The organism is Flavobacterium arundinis (assembly GCF_038289855.1).
Lineage (GTDB): Bacteria > Bacteroidota > Bacteroidia > Flavobacteriales > Flavobacteriaceae > Flavobacterium > Flavobacterium arundinis.
The window spans coordinates 1-20359 of sequence record NZ_JBBYHR010000014.1 but is presented as its reverse complement, the minus strand read 5'-3'; the positions used below and the strand labels follow the sequence as shown (position 1 = coordinate 20359).

The 20359-nt window shown below is 44.3% G+C and carries 16 protein-coding genes and 1 rRNA gene; 6 read left to right on the top strand and 11 right to left on the bottom strand.

Annotated features, from left to right (window positions below; all coding sequences use genetic code 11):
- Positions 1-2 precede the first annotated feature (2 nt).
- From pdhA to porU, 4 genes are all read right to left on the bottom strand, one after another.
- Positions 3-1004 carry a pyruvate dehydrogenase (acetyl-transferring) E1 component subunit alpha gene (gene pdhA / locus AAEO56_RS18805; protein ID WP_341698625.1) on the bottom strand — a complete coding sequence of 334 codons (1002 nt, stop codon included), beginning with the start codon at positions 1002-1004 and terminating at the stop codon, positions 3-5.
- Between the two features lie 440 nt (positions 1005-1444).
- Positions 1445-1927 carry a cytidine deaminase gene (cdd, locus tag AAEO56_RS18800; protein ID WP_341698624.1) on the bottom strand — a complete coding sequence of 161 codons (483 nt, stop codon included), beginning with the start codon at positions 1925-1927 and terminating at the stop codon, positions 1445-1447.
- A gap of 3 nt (positions 1928-1930) precedes the next feature.
- The gene (gene porV, locus AAEO56_RS18795; RefSeq protein ID WP_341698623.1) at positions 1931-3112 is read right to left on the bottom strand and encodes a type IX secretion system outer membrane channel protein PorV; all 1182 of its coding nucleotides are present in this window, start codon (positions 3110-3112) and stop codon (positions 1931-1933) included.
- Between the two features lie 42 nt (positions 3113-3154).
- The gene (gene porU, locus AAEO56_RS18790; protein ID WP_341698622.1) at positions 3155-7000 is read right to left on the bottom strand and encodes a type IX secretion system sortase PorU; all 3846 of its coding nucleotides are present in this window, start codon (positions 6998-7000) and stop codon (positions 3155-3157) included.
- Between the two features lie 202 nt (positions 7001-7202).
- Between porU and gldJ the strand changes: the two genes are divergently transcribed.
- From gldJ to AAEO56_RS18775, 3 genes are all read left to right on the top strand, one after another.
- The gene (gene gldJ / locus AAEO56_RS18785) at positions 7203-8879 is read left to right on the top strand and encodes a gliding motility lipoprotein GldJ (RefSeq protein WP_341698621.1); all 1677 of its coding nucleotides are present in this window, start codon (positions 7203-7205) and stop codon (positions 8877-8879) included.
- Between the two features lie 64 nt (positions 8880-8943).
- A complete protein-coding gene (locus AAEO56_RS18780) occupies positions 8944-10224 on the top strand; it encodes a UDP-N-acetylmuramoyl-tripeptide--D-alanyl-D-alanine ligase (RefSeq protein ID WP_341698620.1) in 1281 nt (426 codons plus the stop codon).
- 104 nt (positions 10225-10328) lie between these two features.
- Positions 10329-11498, top strand: a complete 1170-nt coding sequence (locus AAEO56_RS18775; RefSeq protein WP_341698619.1) for a DUF3095 domain-containing protein — start codon at positions 10329-10331, stop codon at positions 11496-11498.
- Positions 11499-11599: 101 nt separating this feature from the next.
- Here AAEO56_RS18775 and AAEO56_RS18770 read toward each other — a convergent pair whose 3' ends face one another.
- The 6 genes from AAEO56_RS18770 to AAEO56_RS18745 all read right to left on the bottom strand — a co-directional run bounded on the left by AAEO56_RS18770 (position 11600) and on the right by AAEO56_RS18745 (position 17482).
- Positions 11600-12046 (bottom strand): hypothetical protein, encoded by a 447-nt coding sequence (locus AAEO56_RS18770; RefSeq protein WP_341698618.1) that lies wholly within the window; start codon positions 12044-12046, stop codon positions 11600-11602.
- Between the two features lie 97 nt (positions 12047-12143).
- Positions 12144-12965 (bottom strand): alpha/beta fold hydrolase, encoded by an 822-nt coding sequence (locus AAEO56_RS18765; RefSeq protein WP_341698617.1) that lies wholly within the window; start codon positions 12963-12965, stop codon positions 12144-12146.
- Positions 12966-13053: 88 nt separating this feature from the next.
- Positions 13054-13317, bottom strand: a complete 264-nt coding sequence (locus AAEO56_RS18760; protein WP_341698616.1) for a hypothetical protein — start codon at positions 13315-13317, stop codon at positions 13054-13056.
- Positions 13318-13340: 23 nt separating this feature from the next.
- Positions 13341-14027 (bottom strand): hypothetical protein, encoded by a 687-nt coding sequence (locus tag AAEO56_RS18755; RefSeq protein WP_341698615.1) that lies wholly within the window; start codon positions 14025-14027, stop codon positions 13341-13343.
- A gap of 1 nt (position 14028) precedes the next feature.
- On the bottom strand, positions 14029-16068 hold the full coding sequence (locus AAEO56_RS18750; RefSeq protein WP_341698614.1) for a hypothetical protein: 2040 nt from the start codon (positions 16066-16068) through the stop codon (positions 14029-14031).
- 10 nt (positions 16069-16078) lie between these two features.
- A complete protein-coding gene (locus tag AAEO56_RS18745; protein WP_341698613.1) occupies positions 16079-17482 on the bottom strand; it encodes a chymotrypsin family serine protease in 1404 nt (467 codons plus the stop codon).
- 203 nt (positions 17483-17685) lie between these two features.
- Here AAEO56_RS18745 and AAEO56_RS18740 point away from each other — a divergent pair, with 203 nt between their 5' ends.
- The 3 genes from AAEO56_RS18740 (at position 17686) to AAEO56_RS18730 (ending at position 20009) form a co-directional block, all read left to right on the top strand.
- Positions 17686-18615, top strand: coding sequence for a helix-turn-helix domain-containing protein (locus AAEO56_RS18740; protein WP_341698612.1), 930 nt, complete (start codon positions 17686-17688; stop codon positions 18613-18615).
- 89 nt (positions 18616-18704) lie between these two features.
- Positions 18705-19469, top strand: coding sequence for an SDR family NAD(P)-dependent oxidoreductase (locus AAEO56_RS18735; RefSeq protein ID WP_341698611.1), 765 nt, complete (start codon positions 18705-18707; stop codon positions 19467-19469).
- Positions 19470-19565: 96 nt separating this feature from the next.
- Positions 19566-20009, top strand: a complete 444-nt coding sequence (locus AAEO56_RS18730; RefSeq protein ID WP_341698610.1) for a hypothetical protein — start codon at positions 19566-19568, stop codon at positions 20007-20009.
- Positions 20010-20277: 268 nt separating this feature from the next.
- Here AAEO56_RS18730 and rrf read toward each other — a convergent pair.
- Positions 20278-20359: ribosomal RNA gene (gene rrf / locus AAEO56_RS18725) — 5S ribosomal RNA — on the bottom strand; the annotation flags it as partial.

The following is a 20359-nucleotide window of genomic DNA, read 5'->3' as shown; positions in this document are numbered from 1 at the left end:
CGTTATTGTAGTTTATGGGGTAAAAATGGGTAATTCTCCTGATTGTAAACAACGTCATACATCACGCTAAGGTCCGGGTATGGCGACTCTTCTGCAAATTTCTCGCATTCGTCCACAAGGTCTTTCACCCTTTGGTCCATTGCCTCTATCTCTGCTTCGGTGGCGTAGTTGTTCTCTTTTATAATTTCAAGCACCTGAATGATCGGGTCGATCTTCCTGTACTCTTCCACTTCTTCTTTCGTCCTGTAGTGCTGCGCGTCACTCATCGAGTGGCCACGGTAGCGGTACGTTTTCATTTCAAGGAAAGTTGGCCCGTCGCCCCTTCTTGCCCTCTCCATTGCCTCGTGCATCGCCTCAGCAACTTTCACAGGGTTCATTCCGTCCACCGGCCCACATGGCATTTCGTAGCCAAGGCCCAGTTTCCATATATCGGTGTGGTTTGCCGTACGCTCTACCGAGGTACCCATGGCGTAACCGTTGTTCTCTACAATGAATACTACAGGAAGCTTCCACAGCATTGCCATATTGAAGGCTTCGTGAAGCGATCCCTGGCGTGCAGCACCGTCACCAAAATAGGTAAGGGTAACACCGCCCGTATTAAAATATTTATCGGCGAAAGCCATACCTGCACCCACCGGGATTTGTGCGCCAACGATACCGTGCCCTCCATAGAAACCATGCTCTTTGGAGAAGATGTGCATCGAGCCGCCAAGTCCTTTGGATGTACCCGTAGCTTTACCTAAAAGCTCTGCCATGATACGCTTAGGGTCTACACCCATACCTATCGGCTGAACGTGGTTACGGTAAGCCGTGATCATTTTATCTTTAGACAGGTCCATAGCATGCAATGCGCCCGCCAATACTGCCTCCTGCCCGTTGTATAAGTGAAGGAAACCTCTAACTTTTTGCTGAATGTAAAGGGCTGCAAGCTTGTCTTCGAACTTTCTCCAAAACTGCATATCCTCGTACCACTTCAGATAAACCTCTTTTGTTATTTCTTTCATTACTCAATTATTGTGCTAATGTGATTTTTGTAAAAAATGTTTTTTTGGACCGCAAAAAGTTTCCTCACACAAATTTGCGAAATGCAAAAATAAGACTTCCCTTTAATAACTGAAAATTTAATGGAAGTATTTTGTGTTTTTTTAGGCCTCACCCCAACCCTCTCCAAAGGAGTCACCCGTGCCTGCATAGTTGTTCGCTTTTTTAGCCCCGAATTTCACAAATTTTCACGAATTGCCGTAAAGTCGCAGTAGTACGCAGTGTCATCGCGAGGAGGAACGACGTGGCGATCTTTCTGCACAGCCATTCATTATCCCTGGAAAGATCGCTTCGTGCCTCGCGATGACACTGCGTTTCCTGTACCTGAGAATTAAATTTGTGGAAATTCGTGGAATTCGTGGCAAAAATCAATAAAAAAGAGGCTTTCGCCTCTCTTACTATATTATAAATATTCCTTGTCAAATACCAGCGGGAGCAGGTTTTTTAAGGAATCGGATTTGTATACTTTTCCTGTTTCTCCCATAAAGTAGATTTCTATCGGCACATCCTGCTTCATTTCATATTCGGCCAGGGCCTGGCGGCAGGCACCACAGGGCGGTATTGGGGTATCTACCACTTTATTATCGGCTGCTGCGGTAATGGCAAGGCTAAGTATCTTAGCATCAGGATACGCTGCACCCGCATGGAATACCGCTACCCTTTCGGCACAAAGGCCCGACGGATATGCTGCGTTTTCCTGGTTGGAACCTATTACCACTTCGCCATTATCGAGCTGTATGGCAGCGCCTACACGAAATTTTGAATAAGGGGCATAGGCCGTTTTACGCACGGCAAGCGCCTTTTGCATCAGCAACTGTATCGGTTCGGGCAGATCGGATACCGAATCGTAAACAGTAAAGGAGGCAGTTATATTGATTTTTTCCATTGACTAATATTCGTCGTAATCGTCGCCAAAGTTAAAGGTAAGCGAGAAACGAAGTGTGTTTTCGAGCGGATTGCGCACCTGTGATGCAGAGAACAGGTAAGACACATCTACTTTAACGACAGTGTACTTAAAGCCTGCACCCAGCGAGAAAAACTTACGCGCACCTTTTTGCTGGTTTTCGTTAAAATAACCGAGGCGAAGCGCAAACGAATCCTGATACAAGTATTCAGCACCCAGCGCATAGGTAACTTCTTTAAGCTCTTCGCTTAAACCGTCAGGCGCATCGCCAAAGGATTTAAACATTCCTGAAACCCAGTTGATATCGTTGTACTCCTGGTTGGTCTGCTGATATTCTTCAGAAGTTATCTCACCGTCGCCGTTCTTATCAGGATTTTGTGGAGTTGGCACTAATAGTTTTGTGATCTCGGCATTCAAACCAACTTTATTGTATTCGTCAAAAATGAAGTCGAATCCGCCACCAAGCCTCATGTTGGCCGGAAGAAAGTTCGAACTAAGCGTAGGGTCATTATCATAGCTGATCTTTGGACCAAGGTTCTGGAAGTTGATACCCAACCTGTAGCGTCCGTTAAAATCGCTGTACGCCTCCTCTTCGGACTGGTAGAAACCGGCAACGTCGAAAGCGAAAGTACTTGCCGCTTTTGAATCGCCACCCCCTGATGCTTCAGGTATCCTTAAATTCGACCGTATATAGCGGGCAGCCACCGACATGGAGAACTGCTCGTCCAGCTTCAGCGCAAATGAAAAATCTGCTGCAAGTTCATTAGGATTCCTTGTCACAGGAACCTCGTTAGGGTCGCCTGTTTGCCTCAGCTCTATATCCCCTAATCCGAAATAACGGAGGCTTCCTGCGAAAGCCATCCTTTCGTCAAACCTGTTATAGTAGGTTACCTGCCCGAGGGAAATGTCATTGGCAATATCGGTAAGATAAGGCGTATAGCTCACGGAAAGCCCCTGCGATTTGAGTGCGAAAGCATATTTTGCAGGGTTCCACTGCTGGGAATAAACATCAGATGATGTAGCAACACCCTGGTCGCCCATTGCAGCAGCCCTTGCATCGGCTGCTATCAACAAAAACGGAACTCCTGTAGTAATTACCCTGTCGCTTTGGGCTTTGGCCAACTGTACACCTAAAAGGCACAAGGCAAATAAAATTATCTTTTTCATTCTTTATATTAAAAATTTTAAAGGTAACAAATATAACGTTTTTTATAGCAATACAAGTTTTTCATATTTTTCAGCTGTTTTATTTGCTGAAGCCGACCTGACAGTGAGTTTATATATGTACACTCCCTTACCTATCCGGTCGCCAAAATCATCACGCCCATCCCACTTGATGTCGCGGCACAAAAAGCCATCCGTAGTAACCGACTGGTTGATGGTCTTTACGATCTTACCCGTCACCGTAAACACCTGCACCTGCACGTCTAACGGCTCAAAAGGCCTGTTGTGGGTAAACCAGAACTCGGTGTAGCTAACAAAAGGATTCGGGTAGTTGAGCACCTTGTCCAGCTGGAGCACGTCATCACCTATCACCACAAACTGTATTTCGGCAGTTACGAGGTTGTTATATACATCCCACGCCTTAAAGGTAAGGGTATGCAGGCCTTTTTCAAGGTTGGTAAAAGGAAATCTCACTTTTCCTCTCGTATAGTTATCAAGTTCGGTCTCGTAATAATCGTTCATGATGAACGGATTGGTCTCATCTCCATCCAGTATCCCAATAATATCGTGACCTATACCGCTTGCGGTATTTATACCGTGCTCATCTTCAAGAAATGCCAGCAATATGGGCGATTCGTTTGTTATTCCCCCTGAGATGAACGACTCATCGTTCATATAGAGCCTCACTTTTGGAGGCGCAGTGTCTGCCGTAGCATTTACATTTACGCCGCCTATTTTTATTGCCGTATCGTAGCCATAATGATCTTCCAGTGCATTATTCTTTTTGGAATAAAAGCTCACCCGTCCGCTGCCCACGGGTATGCGGATATCCCTTGGCACAATGAACCCAAACTCGAAACGTCCGTTAGTTACCGTTGCATTTCCACGAAAAATAGTTTCACCAAGCACAGTGAAAGGGGTAACCTGGCCTACATGATCGTTATCCAACGTTGAACGGTTCATCTGTTTATCGAAAACAGTCACTTCGAGCTCTCCATTATAATTACTGAGCAGGCTACCGCCTTCATCGGTAACATTTCCTCCTAATTTTACATAGGCTAGCGACTGGAGTACGTCGGAAGTTGGGCTAACAGGCTGGTCGTTAATTTCGGTCAGAACTATCTTTGCCTGTGGAATCGCCAGTTTGAGCGCGGGGTCACCAATGAAGGCGACACATCGCACATACGAACTGTTCAGTGCGACTTTTGTCATCCTGAGCGCTTCGGCCATAGTAGGATATTCCGGCTCATTAAAGGCATACAGCTTTTCGGACAATTTTACATTGAAAGAAAAAGCAGCGCTCACATATATAGATCTTGTGGTCGTTATCATGGCTATAGCACCGCCTGCAGGGTTCCAGTATAAATATTCGCCTGTTGTTGGGCGAAAGGGGTTGTCAAATTTTGTAAGCTGGCAGGTAGCCGTTATGAACAAGGGATATTTATAACGGTTGGTAAGGGTTTGCGCATCACTCTTTTCGAAAATACGCTCGCCGGCCATGCCGTCCTCGCCGCCATGCCCCAGATAGTTAACCACGACTGCTCCGTAGTTTATCGCCCTCATAATCTGCTCTTTTGCCTGCGGATAGCGCTGACCGCCGGCAGAAGCTTCCTGCACATACGCATCGGAATGTATCTTCCTGATGTTTACAAAAGGCCTGTTAGTGGTAAGTGCCAGGGCCACTTCCTCAAGCTTTGGTACAAACTGTCCACCTCCGTTATCAAGGTCATCGCTTATCATTACATATTCATTTCGCCACCTGCCATAAGACTCAGCCGCTTGGTATTCCAGCACTTTATTCACCATTTCATCGGCCTGAGTCTTATCATTTACCAGCATTCGCCCAATAGCAATATCCGGCGCGCCATTATCTGTATTTGCCCCAAGCATACGGCCTTCGTTAGGGTCCATCAGAACAAAAAAGTCGTCTGAGACAAATGTATTCACTTCCGAATAATTGGGCACAGTGGTACCAAAGCCGTCAAAACCATGGAACGTAGGCACTATATTGCTGTTATTAGGTATCCTGTCTTTATAATCAAAAGAGGCATCCCCAAAAAGGTTGACGTATTTTATCCTTTCGGAATTTGATGACGCGTTAAAATAAATATACTTAATGAAGTTCCTTATTGCGGCGATATCCTGTTTGCCTGATGAGAATTCCTGATATATATTTTCGAGGTTGACTACTTTTACATTAAGACCGGAATTTACACGGTGGTAATTTGCCAGCTTTTCGGCAGAAGCATTCAGGAACGAAGGTGTCACAATGAGGTAATCCACATCTTCAAAAGCGCCTTGTGCATTGCGGAATATAGTACCTTTGAGGTTTTGGTTGGCCACTTTTGCCCTGGCTTCCTTAAGCGGACTATAATAATCCGAAGGCACAACGGCCACATACTTCCGTACCTCGCCAAGCGCTGCTTTAAACGAGAATTGGCTTTGGCCACCATCGTTTATAATTTTGGAAGCATCGTATATATTAGTAACATCCCATACCTCGCTTATTCCTGAAGCATTATTCATATTATACTGTATCACCCCTACATTGGTGGCCGCATCATTATACTGGAAACGAAACTGCCTGCCGTTACCCTGTAGTTTTCTCTTCGCTTTCAGTATAATATAATCCAGCCAGGCGTTAGAGCCGGGCACACCATTATTGTTAAAGTTAAGTCCAATGGTTATAGCGCTGCCTGAGGGAGTGAACGTACCCGTAAGGCTTCCATCGATCGCTCCATTATCATCAGGAGTCGCGCCGAAAGTGATCGTACCTACCGCTTGGTCATTAGCAGTAACAACCATTGAGGTTGGCGTCTTGGAAAATGCCGCAGCACTTACAATTACTGTTGCGGGGCCGCTTTCAATATCGGGTATATTAAAATCAAAATCCTGTTCGTTTTCTACATTAAACTGTTCACCGTGCCATTTGCGCCCGAGCCTTGCAATATTTACAAGGTCTTTTTCATGATACAGGTACTCATCAAAAGATGATGTGGTAACATTAGCAGTAGTTGATGGCTGTCCCTGCTGGGTTATGCGTTTGCCGTTTGCACCGCCCGCGGTTACATAATAGAAAGATTTATTGGCAAACAGGTTGTTGTGGGTACCGCTTTCTTCATTCCAGTTATCCACCCCTTCGGCATAGAATACGATATAATCGCTGTTACCAAAAGAGCCGTCTTCTTCCCCAATAACTTCAATTGCATTCTCGGCAAGGTCGGACGGATATTCTGTAGCATTGAGCAGCGGGATCATCCTTCCGCCGTTGCCGTATATTTTGATGGTGCGCGGATCGACATTTACATTCATCCCTAAACTTTGCAGAAAGGAACGTGTAACCTTATATACCCCTGATTTCTCAACATAAAAACGGTACCAGTCGCCGGTTGCAAGCACTGAGTTCGTAACCACATCAAAATCGGCCCCATCCCTGAATGCAGGGCGCCCGGCATTAAAATCGAATGCGTAGGTAAACGATTTCACACGCCTGTAGCTGCCTCCTTCCTTAATAATAGGAGAAAGCGTAACCGAGGCATACCATTGTTCCCTGGCTTTTGAAGAAGCAAGCTTTGCATTTATGGATGCGGGAAGCGCTGTTGACAGCGTACCGAGTTGTGCCGCGGTAATGCTTTCATAAACTATATTGGTAATCGTAAGGGAATTTGGATTGGCCGGCGCACTAACGGGCAGGTTATTCTGGTAGAAAAGCTGGTTTTTGGAAGCATCGTAGCTCGTAGTTTCGTTTTGAAACTGGGGAATGGAAATTTGGGCAGTACCAATGATGGACTTTACATTATCCGTCCATTCCAAAACCACTTCACCCCTTTGCTGCCCGAAAGACAATAAAGAACTAAGCAGTACAAAAAATAGTAATCTCTTTTTCATCATTGACAAAACGCAGATCGCGGTGATATATTACTGTAAAAGCAAAATTTTTTATACAATCTACCTGCAATATTACTTTAAAAAGACCGTTATTGAAAAAGACATTTAACTTAATTTTGGAATTTAATTAAAAATTTTCAAAACGTGTTGCAGTTTAATGGTTAATTATTATATTGCGCCACGAAATTTATTTACCTACAGAAAGATGAAAGTTAACAAAATCACGGCTTTAAAATTGTTAATCGCACTAGCGATAACTGTTGGTTTTACCGGATGCAGCAAGAAAGGCAACAGCGGTAACACTTCCACTGCTACGGGTTGGAAAATCAACGACAAGAAAGGTGGTTTCCAGCACAACTCCAAGTACAAACAGCAGGATGCTGCTCCCGGACTTGTAGAAGTGGAAGGCGGAACGTTTACCATGGGTAGGGTTCAGGATGATGTTATGCACGATTGGAACAACACTCCAACACAACAGCACGTCCAGTCTTTCTATATGGATGAAACAGAGGTTACCAATGTTATGTACATGGAATACCTTGACTGGCTGAAGAGGGTTTTCCCTCCTACTGAAGAAAATTATAAAAACATCTATGTAGGTGCACTTCCTGATACATTGGTATGGAGAAGCGCCCTTGGATATAACGAAACCATGACCAACAACTACCTTAGGCACCCTGCGTATAGCGCATATCCTGTGGTAGGCGTTAACTGGATCCAGGCTGTTGAGTTCAGCAAATGGAGGACAGACCGTGTGAATGAGGCTGTTCTTGAAAAAGAAGGTTACCTGAAAAGGGATGCTAAAGTTACCGATGTAAGTGCAGAGTCTACATTCAGCACGGAATCGTATCTTGAGAGCCCAACCAAAAGTATGGGTGGCAACGAGGAAATCGTACTAAAAGGGCCAAGAGGCAAACTGGCAAACAAAGAAGGCGCTACTAACGTATATGCACAAAGGACTTCAGGACTTATACTTCCTGAGTACAGGCTTCCAACCGAAGCTGAGTGGGAATATGCTGCTGTTGCACTTGTAGGCAATCGTGAGTACAACCTGTACAGGGGTAATAAAAAATACCCTTGGAAAGGCCAGTACACACGTAACTCTAAAAGACAGTCTAAAGGTGACCAGCTGGCCAACTTTAAGCAAGGTAAAGGTGACTACGGCGGAATTGCAGGATGGTCTGATGACAACGCAGATATCACTGCGCCTGCAAAATCTTATCCACCAAACGACTTCGGCCTTTATGACATGGCAGGAAACGTTGCAGAATGGGTAGCTGACGTTTACCGTCCGATAGTGGATGATGAAGCAAACGACTTCAACTACTACAGGGGTAACGTTTATATGAAAAACAAAATAGGCGAAGACGGAAGGGCTGAACTTGTAACTTCTGAGACTATTGAATATGACACGCTTTCTAACGGAAGGATACAATACAGGAACCTGCCGGGACAAATTGCACAGACTCAGGTAACATCTGACGATACGTACCTAAGGCAGAACTACACCAAATCTGATAACAGGAACTTCAAGGATGGTGACAGGCAGTCTACACGTTATTTCGACTTCGGAACTTCTGATGAAGAAGCTACAGCTGCCAGCAAAGATGCCGAAAGGATGTACCACTCCCCTAAGCACCTTGTAACTAAAGACAGTTTAGGAAACATGGTAAGGGCTTATGACAAATCTGCAAAAAGGACTACACTTATCAATGATAATGTAAGGGTTTATAAAGGTGGCTCATGGAGAGACCGTGCTTACTGGCTTGACCCTGCACAAAGGAGGTATTTCCCTCAGGATATGGCTACCGACTATATCGGTTTCCGTTGTGCAATGTCTAAAGTAGGCCCTAAATCAGGCAAAAAATCAGCAAGAAACTAAATTAGTTTTAAAATAAAATTCAATAAAAGCCCTATCTTAGGGCTTTTATTTTTTATACACTCTCATGGAAATCCAGGAACTCTACAACTATTTTCTGCAATGCAGCGCCCTTTCGACAGATACCCGGAAAATAGAACCCGGAAGCTTATTCGTAGCATTGAAGGGCGATACTTTTGATGCCAATTCGTTTGCGTTAGAAGCACTTAGCAAAGGGGCGAAATATGTAGTAATCGATAACCCGGAATACAAATCGGATGACAGGATGCTTCTTGTAAACAACAGCCTTGAAGCCCTGCAGCAACTAGCCAATTATCACAGAAGACAACTCGGCCTGCCTGTTATAGCCCTTACCGGAAGTAACGGCAAGACAACCACCAAGGAACTTATTAATGCCGTGCTTTCGAAAAAGTACACTACCAAAGCCACCGTTGGCAACCTGAACAACCATATCGGGGTACCTCTTACCCTACTCTCCTTTACGGCAGCAACCGAGATTGGCATTGTTGAAATGGGGGCCAACCACCAGAAAGAGATCGGATTTTTATGCAGCATTGCAGAACCAAACTTTGGCTATATTACAAATTTTGGGAAAGCGCACCTTGAAGGATTTGGTGGTTATGAAGGTGTTATAAAAGGAAAAAGTGAACTTTACCATCACCTTGAGCAGAACACAAAAATGGCCTTCGTGAACCTGGATGATGCCATACAAAATGAGAAAACTGCAAAACTTCCGCGGTTTACTTTTGCTGTTGAAAACTACAACTGCGATGTGAGGATAGAAGGCATTACCGGAAACGAAATGGTAACGATCCTGTATAACGGTATGGAAATACGATCGAATCTTATTGGGACATACAATGCTGCCAATATAAGCGCCGCTATAGCCATCGGGGTCTATTTTAAAGTGAGCGATGCAAAAATAAAATCCGCAATAGAAGGTTATGTCCCATCGAATAACCGTTCGCAGCTTATTGAAAAAAATGGCTGCAGGATCATACTCGATGCCTATAATGCCAACCCAAGCAGCATGGCCGCTGCTATTGCCAATTTCAGGCAGATGGAAGGCGAAAAAGTGGCAATCCTGGGCGACATGTTCGAGCTTGGCGCAGAAAGCCCTGACGAACACAGGAAGATTGCGGCACTATTGGCCGACCGGGATGACATTGAAACCTTTTTTGTAGGTAAGGATTTTTATGCTAACAGTGTCGAAAAATCCCATTTGCACTTTTTTGAAAGCTATGACGATCTTAAAAATCATTTTCCGCCAACCGGTTTAAAAAACAAAACCATATTGATAAAAGGTTCGCGCGGTATGGCCCTGGAACGGGTGCTGGAATTATTGTAACCAACAGCACTCCAAAGAGGAAGGCAGCTTTTCAAAATCTAACATAACTTTAGATTTCATTTGGGTTTATTTGGTTATTTTTATAATGACCCTAATAGCAAATAATGCAAGCCTCTACCGAACAATTTTACTCTGCGCTACATTTAAACACGATGCGGCTGAGCAGCCTGATCGCAAACGAAAAATTGTTTAGCCGTGTTCCCGACGACTGGCATGTAGTGATCACCGATATCAAAAGTTCTACCCAGGCGGTGCTGACAGGGCGGCACGAAGATGTGAACCTGATTGCTACCGGCAGTATTGTATCGGTACTCAATATCGCATACGGTATGGATATTACCGTACCTTTCTTTTTTGGGGGCGATGGCGCTACCTTTCTCATTCCCGGCAGCCTTATCAATAAAGTAATGCAGGCACTCGCGCTTTACAGGATAACTACACTGAACAACTTTAACCTCGATCTCCGCACCGGTACGGTATCCGTAAGGGAAATTTATGCCAATGGGCATTCCGTCACTATTGCTAAATTCAGCAGTTCTAAAACCTTTTTTATCCCTGTTGTCCTGGGCAGCGGGCTGGACTATGCAGAAAAAATAATTAAGGGAGACGACTACCTGCTTTCAGGTAATGGAAAAGAGGCAGCCGAACTGGATCTTACCGGTATGCAGTGCCGTTGGGACAAAATACCCCCACCTTTTGACAAAGAAGAAATTGTAACATTGCTGGTTGTCTCGCGCAATGTGGAGCACCAGCCCACGGTTTTCAGTAAAGTACTCGAAAAGATGGACGAGCTGTATGGCCCGCCCGAAAACAGGCAGCCCATATCGGTCGCGAAGCTGAAACTAAAAACCACCTTTAGCCGACTGGGCACCGAAATGCGGGCACGGCTGGGCGGCATACAATGGTTCAGGCTGTTAAGCACCTGGCTGGTGGGGCTGTATGGTTATTTTTGGTTTAGTACCAAAAGAGGCAAAAAGTACCTGAAAAGCCTGGTGGAAATGTCGGACACGCTGGTTATCGACGGAAAGATAAATACCGTGATAACCGGATCTTCAAAACAACGGGAAGCGCTGCAAAAGCTACTTGATAAAATGGAAGCCGATGGCGCGGTTCTTTACGGGCTACACGTTAGTACTGCATCTATCATGTCGTGCTATGTGCGCAATCTTGAAGATGGCCACATCCATTTTGTAGACGGCAGTGAAGGCGGCTATACGCAGGCGGCAAGAATGCTTAAGGAAAAATTAGCCATGCAGCATAATACGTCTGAGTGAAGCTCGCGTGAAGGATAGAGGCGGCATCCTGCCGAGGCACGAAGGCAGATACAGCCGAAAGCCTGACGGCGCAGGCACGGAGCCGGCACGCCCTAAAAATTTTACTGATTCTTTTTAGCCAAAGCAGCCAATATACCTGCAGTTACCAATGCACCGGCGAGGTAGTAGCTAACCGTTAGCACTTTGGTCTTGTTGCTGTGGGCTACCGGCTCTTCGTCCAGACCCATTGGCTTTGGAAGTGTTACCGCGCCTACACCCCCGGCAAGGCCGTAAGCCACTGCCCTTGCCCAAATATAATCCGGATTGCCCTTACCTATCATACTATAGTACAAGGAATTGCTTACTACATCGCCGGCCAGTGTAGCAGCATATAGCGTGTTATCATCGTCTATGCCTCCACCAAAATGCTGCAGCGTTTTTTGTAATGCTTCTTCACCCAAAAGGTCGACGCGGGGCATGTCGCTGCCTGTTTTCTTTAAGCTTTCGTGAAGGATATTCAGGGCGATAGCTCCGCCAAGCCCCGCTAAAAGATTTTGTACTTTACTCATCGTATTATTTTTTATTGGAAATACTATTCCTTTTTTATAAAGTTCCGCTAAAAAACAAAGTACCTGTGTTAGTGATAGGTTAAATGGAGGATAAAGTTTACTTAAGGAACTCATTTATCGTAACCACAACGGCGTCGGGCATTTTGCTGTCCTTATCGGGCGCGCACACTTCGCCAATGTAGTCACCATGTCCGGATGGCACTATCAGCAGCCTGGCATTTGGGAGCAGCTGCGATAATCTCACTGCATGGGCATTCTGCACAACATCTTTGTCCCCGTTAATGACCAGCGCCGTTGCCTGGATGGACTTTACAGCTTCTTCGCTGATGTCCTTAAAATTATTCATCCGCTCTACATCCCTATTGAACATTACCAGCAACCCTTTAGTATTTCCGGGATTGGCTTTGAGGTAGGCATCCTTTAGCGGCTGGGGCATGTCTTCGAACTTTGCAGTTTTCATATAGTCGAAAAAACCGGGAAACATACCTTCGCGGCTGTAGATGACAGAGGCCAGTATGAGCTTATTTACTATCTCCGGATGACGGATGCCTACCTGTATGACTGTAGTGCCGCCATTGCTAAAGCCCATGATGTCAGCTTTAGTTATAGAAAGTTTCTTTAGTAATGCAGCAACATCGTCGGCATCCTGCTCAAAGCTTAATGGCCTGTCTCTATCAGGAGTATGGCCATGCGCCTGCAGCTCTACGGCAATAACTTTATGCGTAAGGGCCAATTGTGCCAGGATGCGCCCGTAATTTGACTCAATTGTCGACCCGCCACCATGGAGCAGTACTAACGGGCTGCCGCTACCGTGTATCTCGTAATATAATTTAAGCCCATTAACTTCGGCATACTTCCCCTGTGCTGATGCTGATGTGGTTATCGTGAAGAAAAGCGCTGTAAATGCAGTCCGTATCATGACTATCTGTTTAATATTGTAAAATTACAGCAGGGGCAGCAATAAAATGGGATGGTAATGTGACAAACAGCAGGGGGAAACAGGCAATTTAATTGTAACGCCAATAGTCCGGGTGTGCTTTGTCATCGGCTTGACCTTGCGGCACAACATCATCGAAAAAAACCGAATTGAAAAAAACGCCCGGCACTTCCTGAAGCATTACTTTTGTAGACGAACTGCCTACTTCAGTTTTGTCGATAGTATAGACCTCTCCCAGTACGAGATGCCTGCGGGCAATTTCCTGCTGGTATTCGTAACCATTATCGAGATCAGAACAACGAACCTTGTGCCCTTTTAAAGCATATATATTCATAGATTTTAAAAATTAAGAAATAACTAATCTATGTAAATACGGTTTTCGGCCTTTTTTACTCCGGTTGGTGTGCTGATCTCGCCTTTTATGTAAACAAAGCCGTGATGGGTAGTGTCCTGCACCCAGTAGCGCACTGTTGCATTTCCGTTAGCATCCGACTGCGTGTTATTTAGAAATGTCCCCACGGATCCTCCTCCCGCAATGGAATCCCGATAGCTGATCAAGAGACCCTGTGTTGGGACACCTGTATTTTTTAAAAGGCGTGTGGTTATAAGGCTATTCGATGTGTATTCAGAAGCGAGGCTGCCTGTATCAGGACTCAACATGAGGGCATCGGGCCATGCAGGCACAAAATTAAGGAATACTTCTTTTGTTTTACCAAATGCCGCCGCCGTAACCCGTACCTGTCCGGCTCTGTCATATTTTAGATATGCCTTTACGGCTTGGCCGGAAACAGCCGTAACGGTATAGGTGGCAGCTCCATTGGCGAAAAGGCCATTCTCTGCCGTAAAAATGACCTGATCACTTGCCGACAGCCTGCCGGTTATCATGGCGGTCACTTCCGCATAAGAATAATTATCGGCAGGTGCATTGTTCACCGTTGCTTCGAGTGCAATATCGCCCTGTATAGACTGTGCGCTTTTTAAAGGTTCCGGTTCGTCACTGCATGCTATTAGGGCAAGGCAAAGAAGGGTGTATATATATTTCATATTACTTTTTTTTAGTCAGGTTGAAAACGGTATAGGTTAGCGAAACAAACAGCCCCGCCTTAAATTCCTTGTAATAATCCAGGTTTTGTGTTTCAGTATAAACAACCTGGTTAGCAGCAGATTCACTGAAGTTCTTAGAAATCCTGTCTACCTGCAGGAAGGCTACCCCGCCTGTTATTGCCAGCTGGTGCTTATCGCCCAGGAACAGGGAACCACCAACCAAATAGGCCACCTTTGGTTTTTCTTCAACTGTAATCCCCACGCCTACCGAAGGCCCAAAGCCTACAGAACAGCTTACCTTCCATTCAAGGTTGGCGAATGCCGAAAATCCTGCAGCAGGGTTGCTATAACCACTTTCGGTGAGGGTGTACCCTCCGTTGTTGCCAACCTCCTGCCAAGAATAGGTTTTTTCCTGTAGGTTCCTGCCTATTGCAGCGAATGAGCCCGAGCTGAAATTTACAAAGGGGCGCCATAGTATAGGAATATTGATATGGTACTGCATTACCCCTTTTCCGGATTCGTTTACTTTAGTGCCTGCTTCGGGGGCCGTTTCACCAGAAGCTGCCTCTTTTTTGGCACCCTCTTCAGGACTATCTTTTTTAGGAGCCTCTTTTTTTGATGCAATATCCATTTTAGCTATCCTTACCCAAAGGTCAAGCACATTCCCGTCCAACGGGATATAATCCAAGGAGTAATAGGAATTTTGGTCTGTCATATTCCTCAGGAAAATAATGGTTTCCTTCAGTTCTGCATCTGTAGGCAGGCTTGCCACCGATGCAGTGACTGCAGCTAATTCCAACAGGTTATTTTTCGATGCGGCAATTTTACCCTCATAATCTGTCTTCTTAACGTCGCATTCCCCTGATCCCTTTGTAAGCTCAGCTTCACTGGCTTCTAAATCTTTAATTTTTTTATCATATTTTTTCTTTTCTTCTGCGTCTGCCGGAGCCGCTATTGCTTTTGCAGCCGCAACTTCGGCCGTTTTCTTTTTGAGGTCTTCAGCAAGCTTCTTGCAGTCAGCAACATTTTTCTCATTTTTAGCCAATTCCTTTTTTTCTTCCTCCATCATTAGCTGTAACTTGCCTGCCTGGTTACGGATATTGGCAAGCCTGTTAGCGATTTCAAGATAACCAACCGAGTAGCAGCACGGAAACTCTGCGCATGGGTCGAAGGCATCCAGCATTTTTTCCTGAAGCATATTGTAATTTTCAATAAAACACGCCACGTCTCTGTTTAGTGTTTCGAATGTGCTCTTTTGGGATTCGTTCATACTGTGAGAATCAATTCCTTCCTCATAAGTATCCATAAGCCCACCAAGCAATGTATCATCTCCAATAAGCATCCTTTTCAGCAGTGCCGGCGGCTCGCTGTCATAGCTAATAAGGCTGTCGGTAACCGAAACATCATACATAAGCCTGTTTACATTTACTATACGGAACTGGACATCTTTTCCCGGGGTAAGTGTTTCCCTGTTGAACTTCACCCTTTCTTTTTGGAGCGCACCATCCTTTTTTCGAACTTTCCAAAAAGCACTTTTCACTTTTGGATCAAGGTCATAAATGTAAACGATGGTTTTGTCGGTATAACTGGAAATTTCTTCACCAAAATCATGGGCATAATCCCGTGCCTTGCATTTACTACCAGTCGGCAATGTAATGGGAGTACAGCCTTTCCCGGGTTTATCGTCCAGCTTTTTATCAACTTTTACTTTAACTGTTTTTGTTGAGTCGCCCTTGGTAATTTGTAAATCAAAAGAACCACCTTCCGCCTGGGGGTCTACGTTTTCGTATCTGTAATATCCTGTAGCATTAACCTTTAACGCCGCAGGAATATCTTTAAATCCCCCATCAATCCCCCGTATCTGTAATTTTTCAATATCAGATGTTGCAGTATCTATCTGGATAGCTATTTTACCTTCCGTAATGGTTTTAATAATCTGGTCGGCAGTATAATCTTTAAAATTTTTATCTAAAGTCACATCCTGACCAAATGAGTTCGCTACGCAGCAGCATACAAACAAGTGTAGTAAATATTTCTTCATAAGTCTATTATTAAGCTAATTGTACTTCAAATTTTGACAATAAAGTCCTGATTGGTAATATATAAGTAACTTCCGAACTGCCTGCAACAACGATGCCCAGTACATTGTATTTTCCATCTACCACGCACGCGCCGGAATCTCCGGGCTCCGAAATAGCTTTGCCGTTATTTGAAATAGCAATAGTATTGATAATCTCAAATTCTTCCGTACTGTTATAGGTCACTTTTATGGTGCTGTGCGCACTGGTCACCATACCTTGTGTACGCCCACTTTGGGGGCCGGTCTTCGCGCCAAACATATAAGCCATTACCTTATTCTCATCGTCATCAGTCACTATCCTCGGTTTAAGGGGCGTTCCTATTTTGGGGATATATTTGGAAATTTTGTTTACCATTGCAGGATCAATTTCTATCAAGGCGGCATCAGCTTCTCTGTCCCGTACTGCTTTATATACTTTCCCAATCCCGATTTTCGTATTGTTATCAGTGGTAGCAGCAGTAACAATTTTTGCCGGGTCATCAGTATAGGGAAGGTTGCTTAGCGGCTTTATTACATTGTGGCAACAGGTAAGCAGGTATCGCTTAGCAGAATTTTTTTCCAAAGGCTTCACTATTATACCGAGCGTTCCCCAGTTACCCGACTGGTTTGTATCAAATATTTTTGAAGACAGGTCTATGTTATGCGCCATGATCATGTCGCCTTCGCCCAGAAATATGGTTTTTACGGGAATTGTGTGGTATAATCCCTCAGGAGACCGGTAGGTAAAGTAGGGATCTGTTGGAGCGTCTGCATTACTAACAGTCACCTCAAGATAGTAACCATTTTCATTCCTTTTCAAGCTGATGGCCTTCACGTTTTTATGGGCCATGTAAATAATTTTAGCATCAATATAGGCGGATTGAATAAAAGAGGACTGGTATGTTATTGCAGCCTTTTCCAAATCTGTAGTGGCATCGATTTTATATGTTTCGGAGTCCGAAGCAACCCGCTTTGCATTTTTTATCTGGTATAATATATCTACCAGGTCATGCCAGAACTTAGAGCCGAAACTTATAAAGCAGCCTGTTAAAAGAATACCCGGCACAAGGAGCACTTTATCCAGTGGATCCTCATAGAATTGTCCAAAAGTATTCCATCCCAGAGTTTCGCCCGGATTTTTCATTTTACTGAATATCATTATCATATCAGCTTTTATTATCGCTGCTACTAAGATGCCGCTCCAGACATTTATTTTCATTATACGATACTCCCTGGCTTTCTCTTCGATGTCGTTTCCGGGATTTCTTGTAAGCGTATCATTTATCCCTAAAAATTTATTTCCACATAAATAATGCTTCAGGAAATCGGCAATCCTTTCGCATATCATACTGAGTAAGAACAGGATTATAGCTAACTGTAAAATTTCATCGCTCATAACGTTGATTGCATTAGTTAAACGTATGTTAAAAGTATGGATAAAATACTGTCACAAAATACCCATTGATGGGTATTTTTAAAACCTTAATGGAACAATAGTTACGCTATTGGATAAATTGAAATTTCTAAATGTCCGAAAAGTACAAATGAATTGGAATGGGCAAATAATAAGTATATTTGAATTATGCAAAACGAAATAAGATGGAAATAATGTCGCTAAAAGATTTTTACAGGGAAATGGGATTTGCTAATGACAATGAACTGACGGCCATTTTGCCCGAAGGAATTGATAAAGAGATCGGGCATTTCAATGTGTTCAGCACGGCGAATGTGCGGAAACAGGTAAAGCAAACCAAAACGATGCCTTATAACCGGCGCACGTATTACAAGATAAGCCTCATAAACGGCAGTAACCGTGCTGAATATGCCGATAAAGTCATCGACATTCCAAAGAACGGGCTGTTGTTTGCGTCGCCAAAAGTACCTTATAACTATATTCCTCTGGATGAGGAGCAATCAGGTTACTTTTGCATCTTTACACATGAGTTTCTTGCTGCTTCACACAATAGTATTGCATTGGATGAAATTCCGATATTCCGGCCGGGAGGTTATCCGGTATTCCAAATAAATGAAAGCCAGGCAGAAGAATTGGAATCCTTATTTAAGAAGATGGTGGCCGAACTGGATTCAGATTATACTTATAAATATGACCTGCTTCGCAATTATGTATTGGAGCTGATCCATTACGGACAGAAACTACAGCCGGATATTGCGTTATATACTTCGCACAAGGCTACTACGCGCGTTGCCGGATTGTTTGTGGAATTGCTCGAGCGGCAGTTTCCTATAACATCAACAGCGCAGCAACTGGAATTGCGCACTGCAAAGGACTATGCCGAAAAACTGGCCATCCATGTGAACCACCTTAATAAGGTCCTTAAAGAAAATACCGGAAAAACCACAACAGATTTCATAAGCAGCAGGATTGTCCAGGAAGCAAAAATACTGCTTAAGCAAACCGACTGGAACGTTTCTGAAATCGCCTATTCACTAGGCTTTGAGGAAGTAGCACACTTTTCCAATTTCTTCAAAAGGCAATCCGGTATATCACCACTTGCGTTTCGTACTTAGTCAGATTTGATTTTTGCAAATAATAGATTGAACATTGCAACTAGAGGCATAGCAAATTGGATGACCTTTGTACTATAAAATTTAATAAAATGAGTACAATAAACAAAATCGCACTGGTAACCGGCGGAAGTCGCGGACTGGGTAGGAATATGGCAATAAGCCTCGCCAAAAAGGGCATTGATGTAATCTTAACTTACAACAGTAATAAAGAGGAAGCCGATAAGGTTGTTACAGAGATCCTGTCCCTTGGTCAAAAAGCTATTGCTTTACAGCTCGATGCTGGGAATGTATCATCATTCGATAGCTTTTTCAGCCAAGTAACAACGCATTTAAAAGAAAATACAGGCAGCGCCAACTTCGATTTCCTTATCAACAATGCCGGCACTGCGCTATATGCTCCCTTTGCGGAAACAACCGAGGAACAGTTTGACACTGCGCTTAACATTCATTATAAAGGTGTGTTTTTCCTGACCCAAAAGGCGTTGCCTTTCCTGAATGATGGCGGACGTATTATCAATATCGCTTCCGGATTGGCACGTTTTTCTTTTCCGGGTTCGTCAGCATACGGCTCAATGAAAGGCGCTGTAGAAGTGCTTACCCGCTATTTGGCAAGAGAACTCGGCTCTCGCGGCATTGCAGCGAATGTAGTGGCACCAGGTGCTATCGAAACTGACTTTGGCGGAGGACGTGTGCGTGACAACAAAGAAATGAACGATCATATATCAGGCCTCACTGCTTTGGGCCGCGTTGGACTCCCGGATGATATTGGAGGTGTTGTTGCTTTCTTATGTACCGAAGAGGCACGTTGGATCAATGGGCAAAGAATTGAAGTTTCTGGCGGGATATTCCTGTAAAAACCATTTTCTTTCATTAAAGGCTTGTGCTGTTATTCAGCATAAGCCTTTTTTTGTTTAAAATCATTAAATTGTATAGATGAAATTTTACTTTATATGAAGTCGTATCTCTTTGCCTGGAATCCTGATAAATGGAAGTGGCCGGAACTGAAACAGGATATCGCTGAGCTGAAAGCCACAGGGGTATTTGTAGATTCATGGAGTTGTGCGAGCCACAGGTCGATCCGTATAAGCGACAAAGCCTATATTATAAAACTGGGAAAAGAGCCGAGAGGGATTATGGGTTCGGGTTTTGTATCATCCGAACCGTTTACCGATGAGGACTGGCAGGGTAAGCAACGGATTCGGGTGCTCATCAATTTCGAAATATTGATAGATCCTTATAAAAGCCCGATCCTGCCAATGGATATACTGGAGTCGGGAAGCCTTGCCGCCCAGCATTGGACTACCCAATCATCGGGCATCTCTATAAAACCCGGTGTTGCAGCAGATCTTGAAGAGACATGCAAAGACTTTTTAAGAGAGAATCGGGTTATTTGATAACACTCAATATTTTCCTTTGGCGCGCCACACCCTTTCATCACCCAACGTAGTGGCCGGGCTATCCGCTGTATCCCCACCGAAAAAAGTGGGGGATGCCGCTGCTATCCCTCGCGCTGAGAACGGTACAGAACAACATAAATTTTCAAAAGAATATAAACTTCATCTAACGATGAAGGGTTTCTAAAAAAAGGCTATGTCCCGGGCGGAGCGAACCGCATCGCACCAAAACAAAAAACCCTTCATCGTTAGATGAAGGGTTCTTAAAGAAAGGCGATGACATACTCTCCCACAAATTGCAGTACCATCTGCGCAGGCGGGCTTAACTACTCTGTTCGGGATGGGAAGAG

Bases quoted from the DNA above. Each gene is read 5' to 3' on its own strand.
- pdhA (WP_341698625.1), bottom strand. From the start codon at position 1,004: ATGAAAGAAATAACAAAAGAGGTTTATCTGAAGTGGTACGAGGATATG.
- cdd (WP_341698624.1), bottom strand. From the start codon at position 1,927: ATGGAAAAAATCAATATAACTGCCTCCTTTACTGTTTACGATTCGGTA.
- porV (WP_341698623.1), bottom strand. From the start codon at position 3,112: ATGAAAAAGATAATTTTATTTGCCTTGTGCCTTTTAGGTGTACAGTTG.
- porU (WP_341698622.1), bottom strand. From the start codon at position 7,000: ATGATGAAAAAGAGATTACTATTTTTTGTACTGCTTAGTTCTTTATTG.
- gldJ (WP_341698621.1), top strand. From the start codon at position 7,203: ATGAAAGTTAACAAAATCACGGCTTTAAAATTGTTAATCGCACTAGCG.
- AAEO56_RS18780 (WP_341698620.1), top strand. From the start codon at position 8,944: ATGGAAATCCAGGAACTCTACAACTATTTTCTGCAATGCAGCGCCCTT.
- AAEO56_RS18775 (WP_341698619.1), top strand. From the start codon at position 10,329: ATGCAAGCCTCTACCGAACAATTTTACTCTGCGCTACATTTAAACACG.
- AAEO56_RS18770 (WP_341698618.1), bottom strand. From the start codon at position 12,046: ATGAGTAAAGTACAAAATCTTTTAGCGGGGCTTGGCGGAGCTATCGCC.
- AAEO56_RS18765 (WP_341698617.1), bottom strand. From the start codon at position 12,965: ATGATACGGACTGCATTTACAGCGCTTTTCTTCACGATAACCACATCA.
- AAEO56_RS18760 (WP_341698616.1), bottom strand. From the start codon at position 13,317: ATGAATATATATGCTTTAAAAGGGCACAAGGTTCGTTGTTCTGATCTC.
- AAEO56_RS18755 (WP_341698615.1), bottom strand. From the start codon at position 14,027: ATGAAATATATATACACCCTTCTTTGCCTTGCCCTAATAGCATGCAGT.
- AAEO56_RS18750 (WP_341698614.1), bottom strand. From the start codon at position 16,068: ATGAAGAAATATTTACTACACTTGTTTGTATGCTGCTGCGTAGCGAAC.
- AAEO56_RS18745 (WP_341698613.1), bottom strand. From the start codon at position 17,482: ATGAGCGATGAAATTTTACAGTTAGCTATAATCCTGTTCTTACTCAGT.
- AAEO56_RS18740 (WP_341698612.1), top strand. From the start codon at position 17,686: ATGGAAATAATGTCGCTAAAAGATTTTTACAGGGAAATGGGATTTGCT.
- AAEO56_RS18735 (WP_341698611.1), top strand. From the start codon at position 18,705: ATGAGTACAATAAACAAAATCGCACTGGTAACCGGCGGAAGTCGCGGA.
- AAEO56_RS18730 (WP_341698610.1), top strand. From the start codon at position 19,566: ATGAAGTCGTATCTCTTTGCCTGGAATCCTGATAAATGGAAGTGGCCG.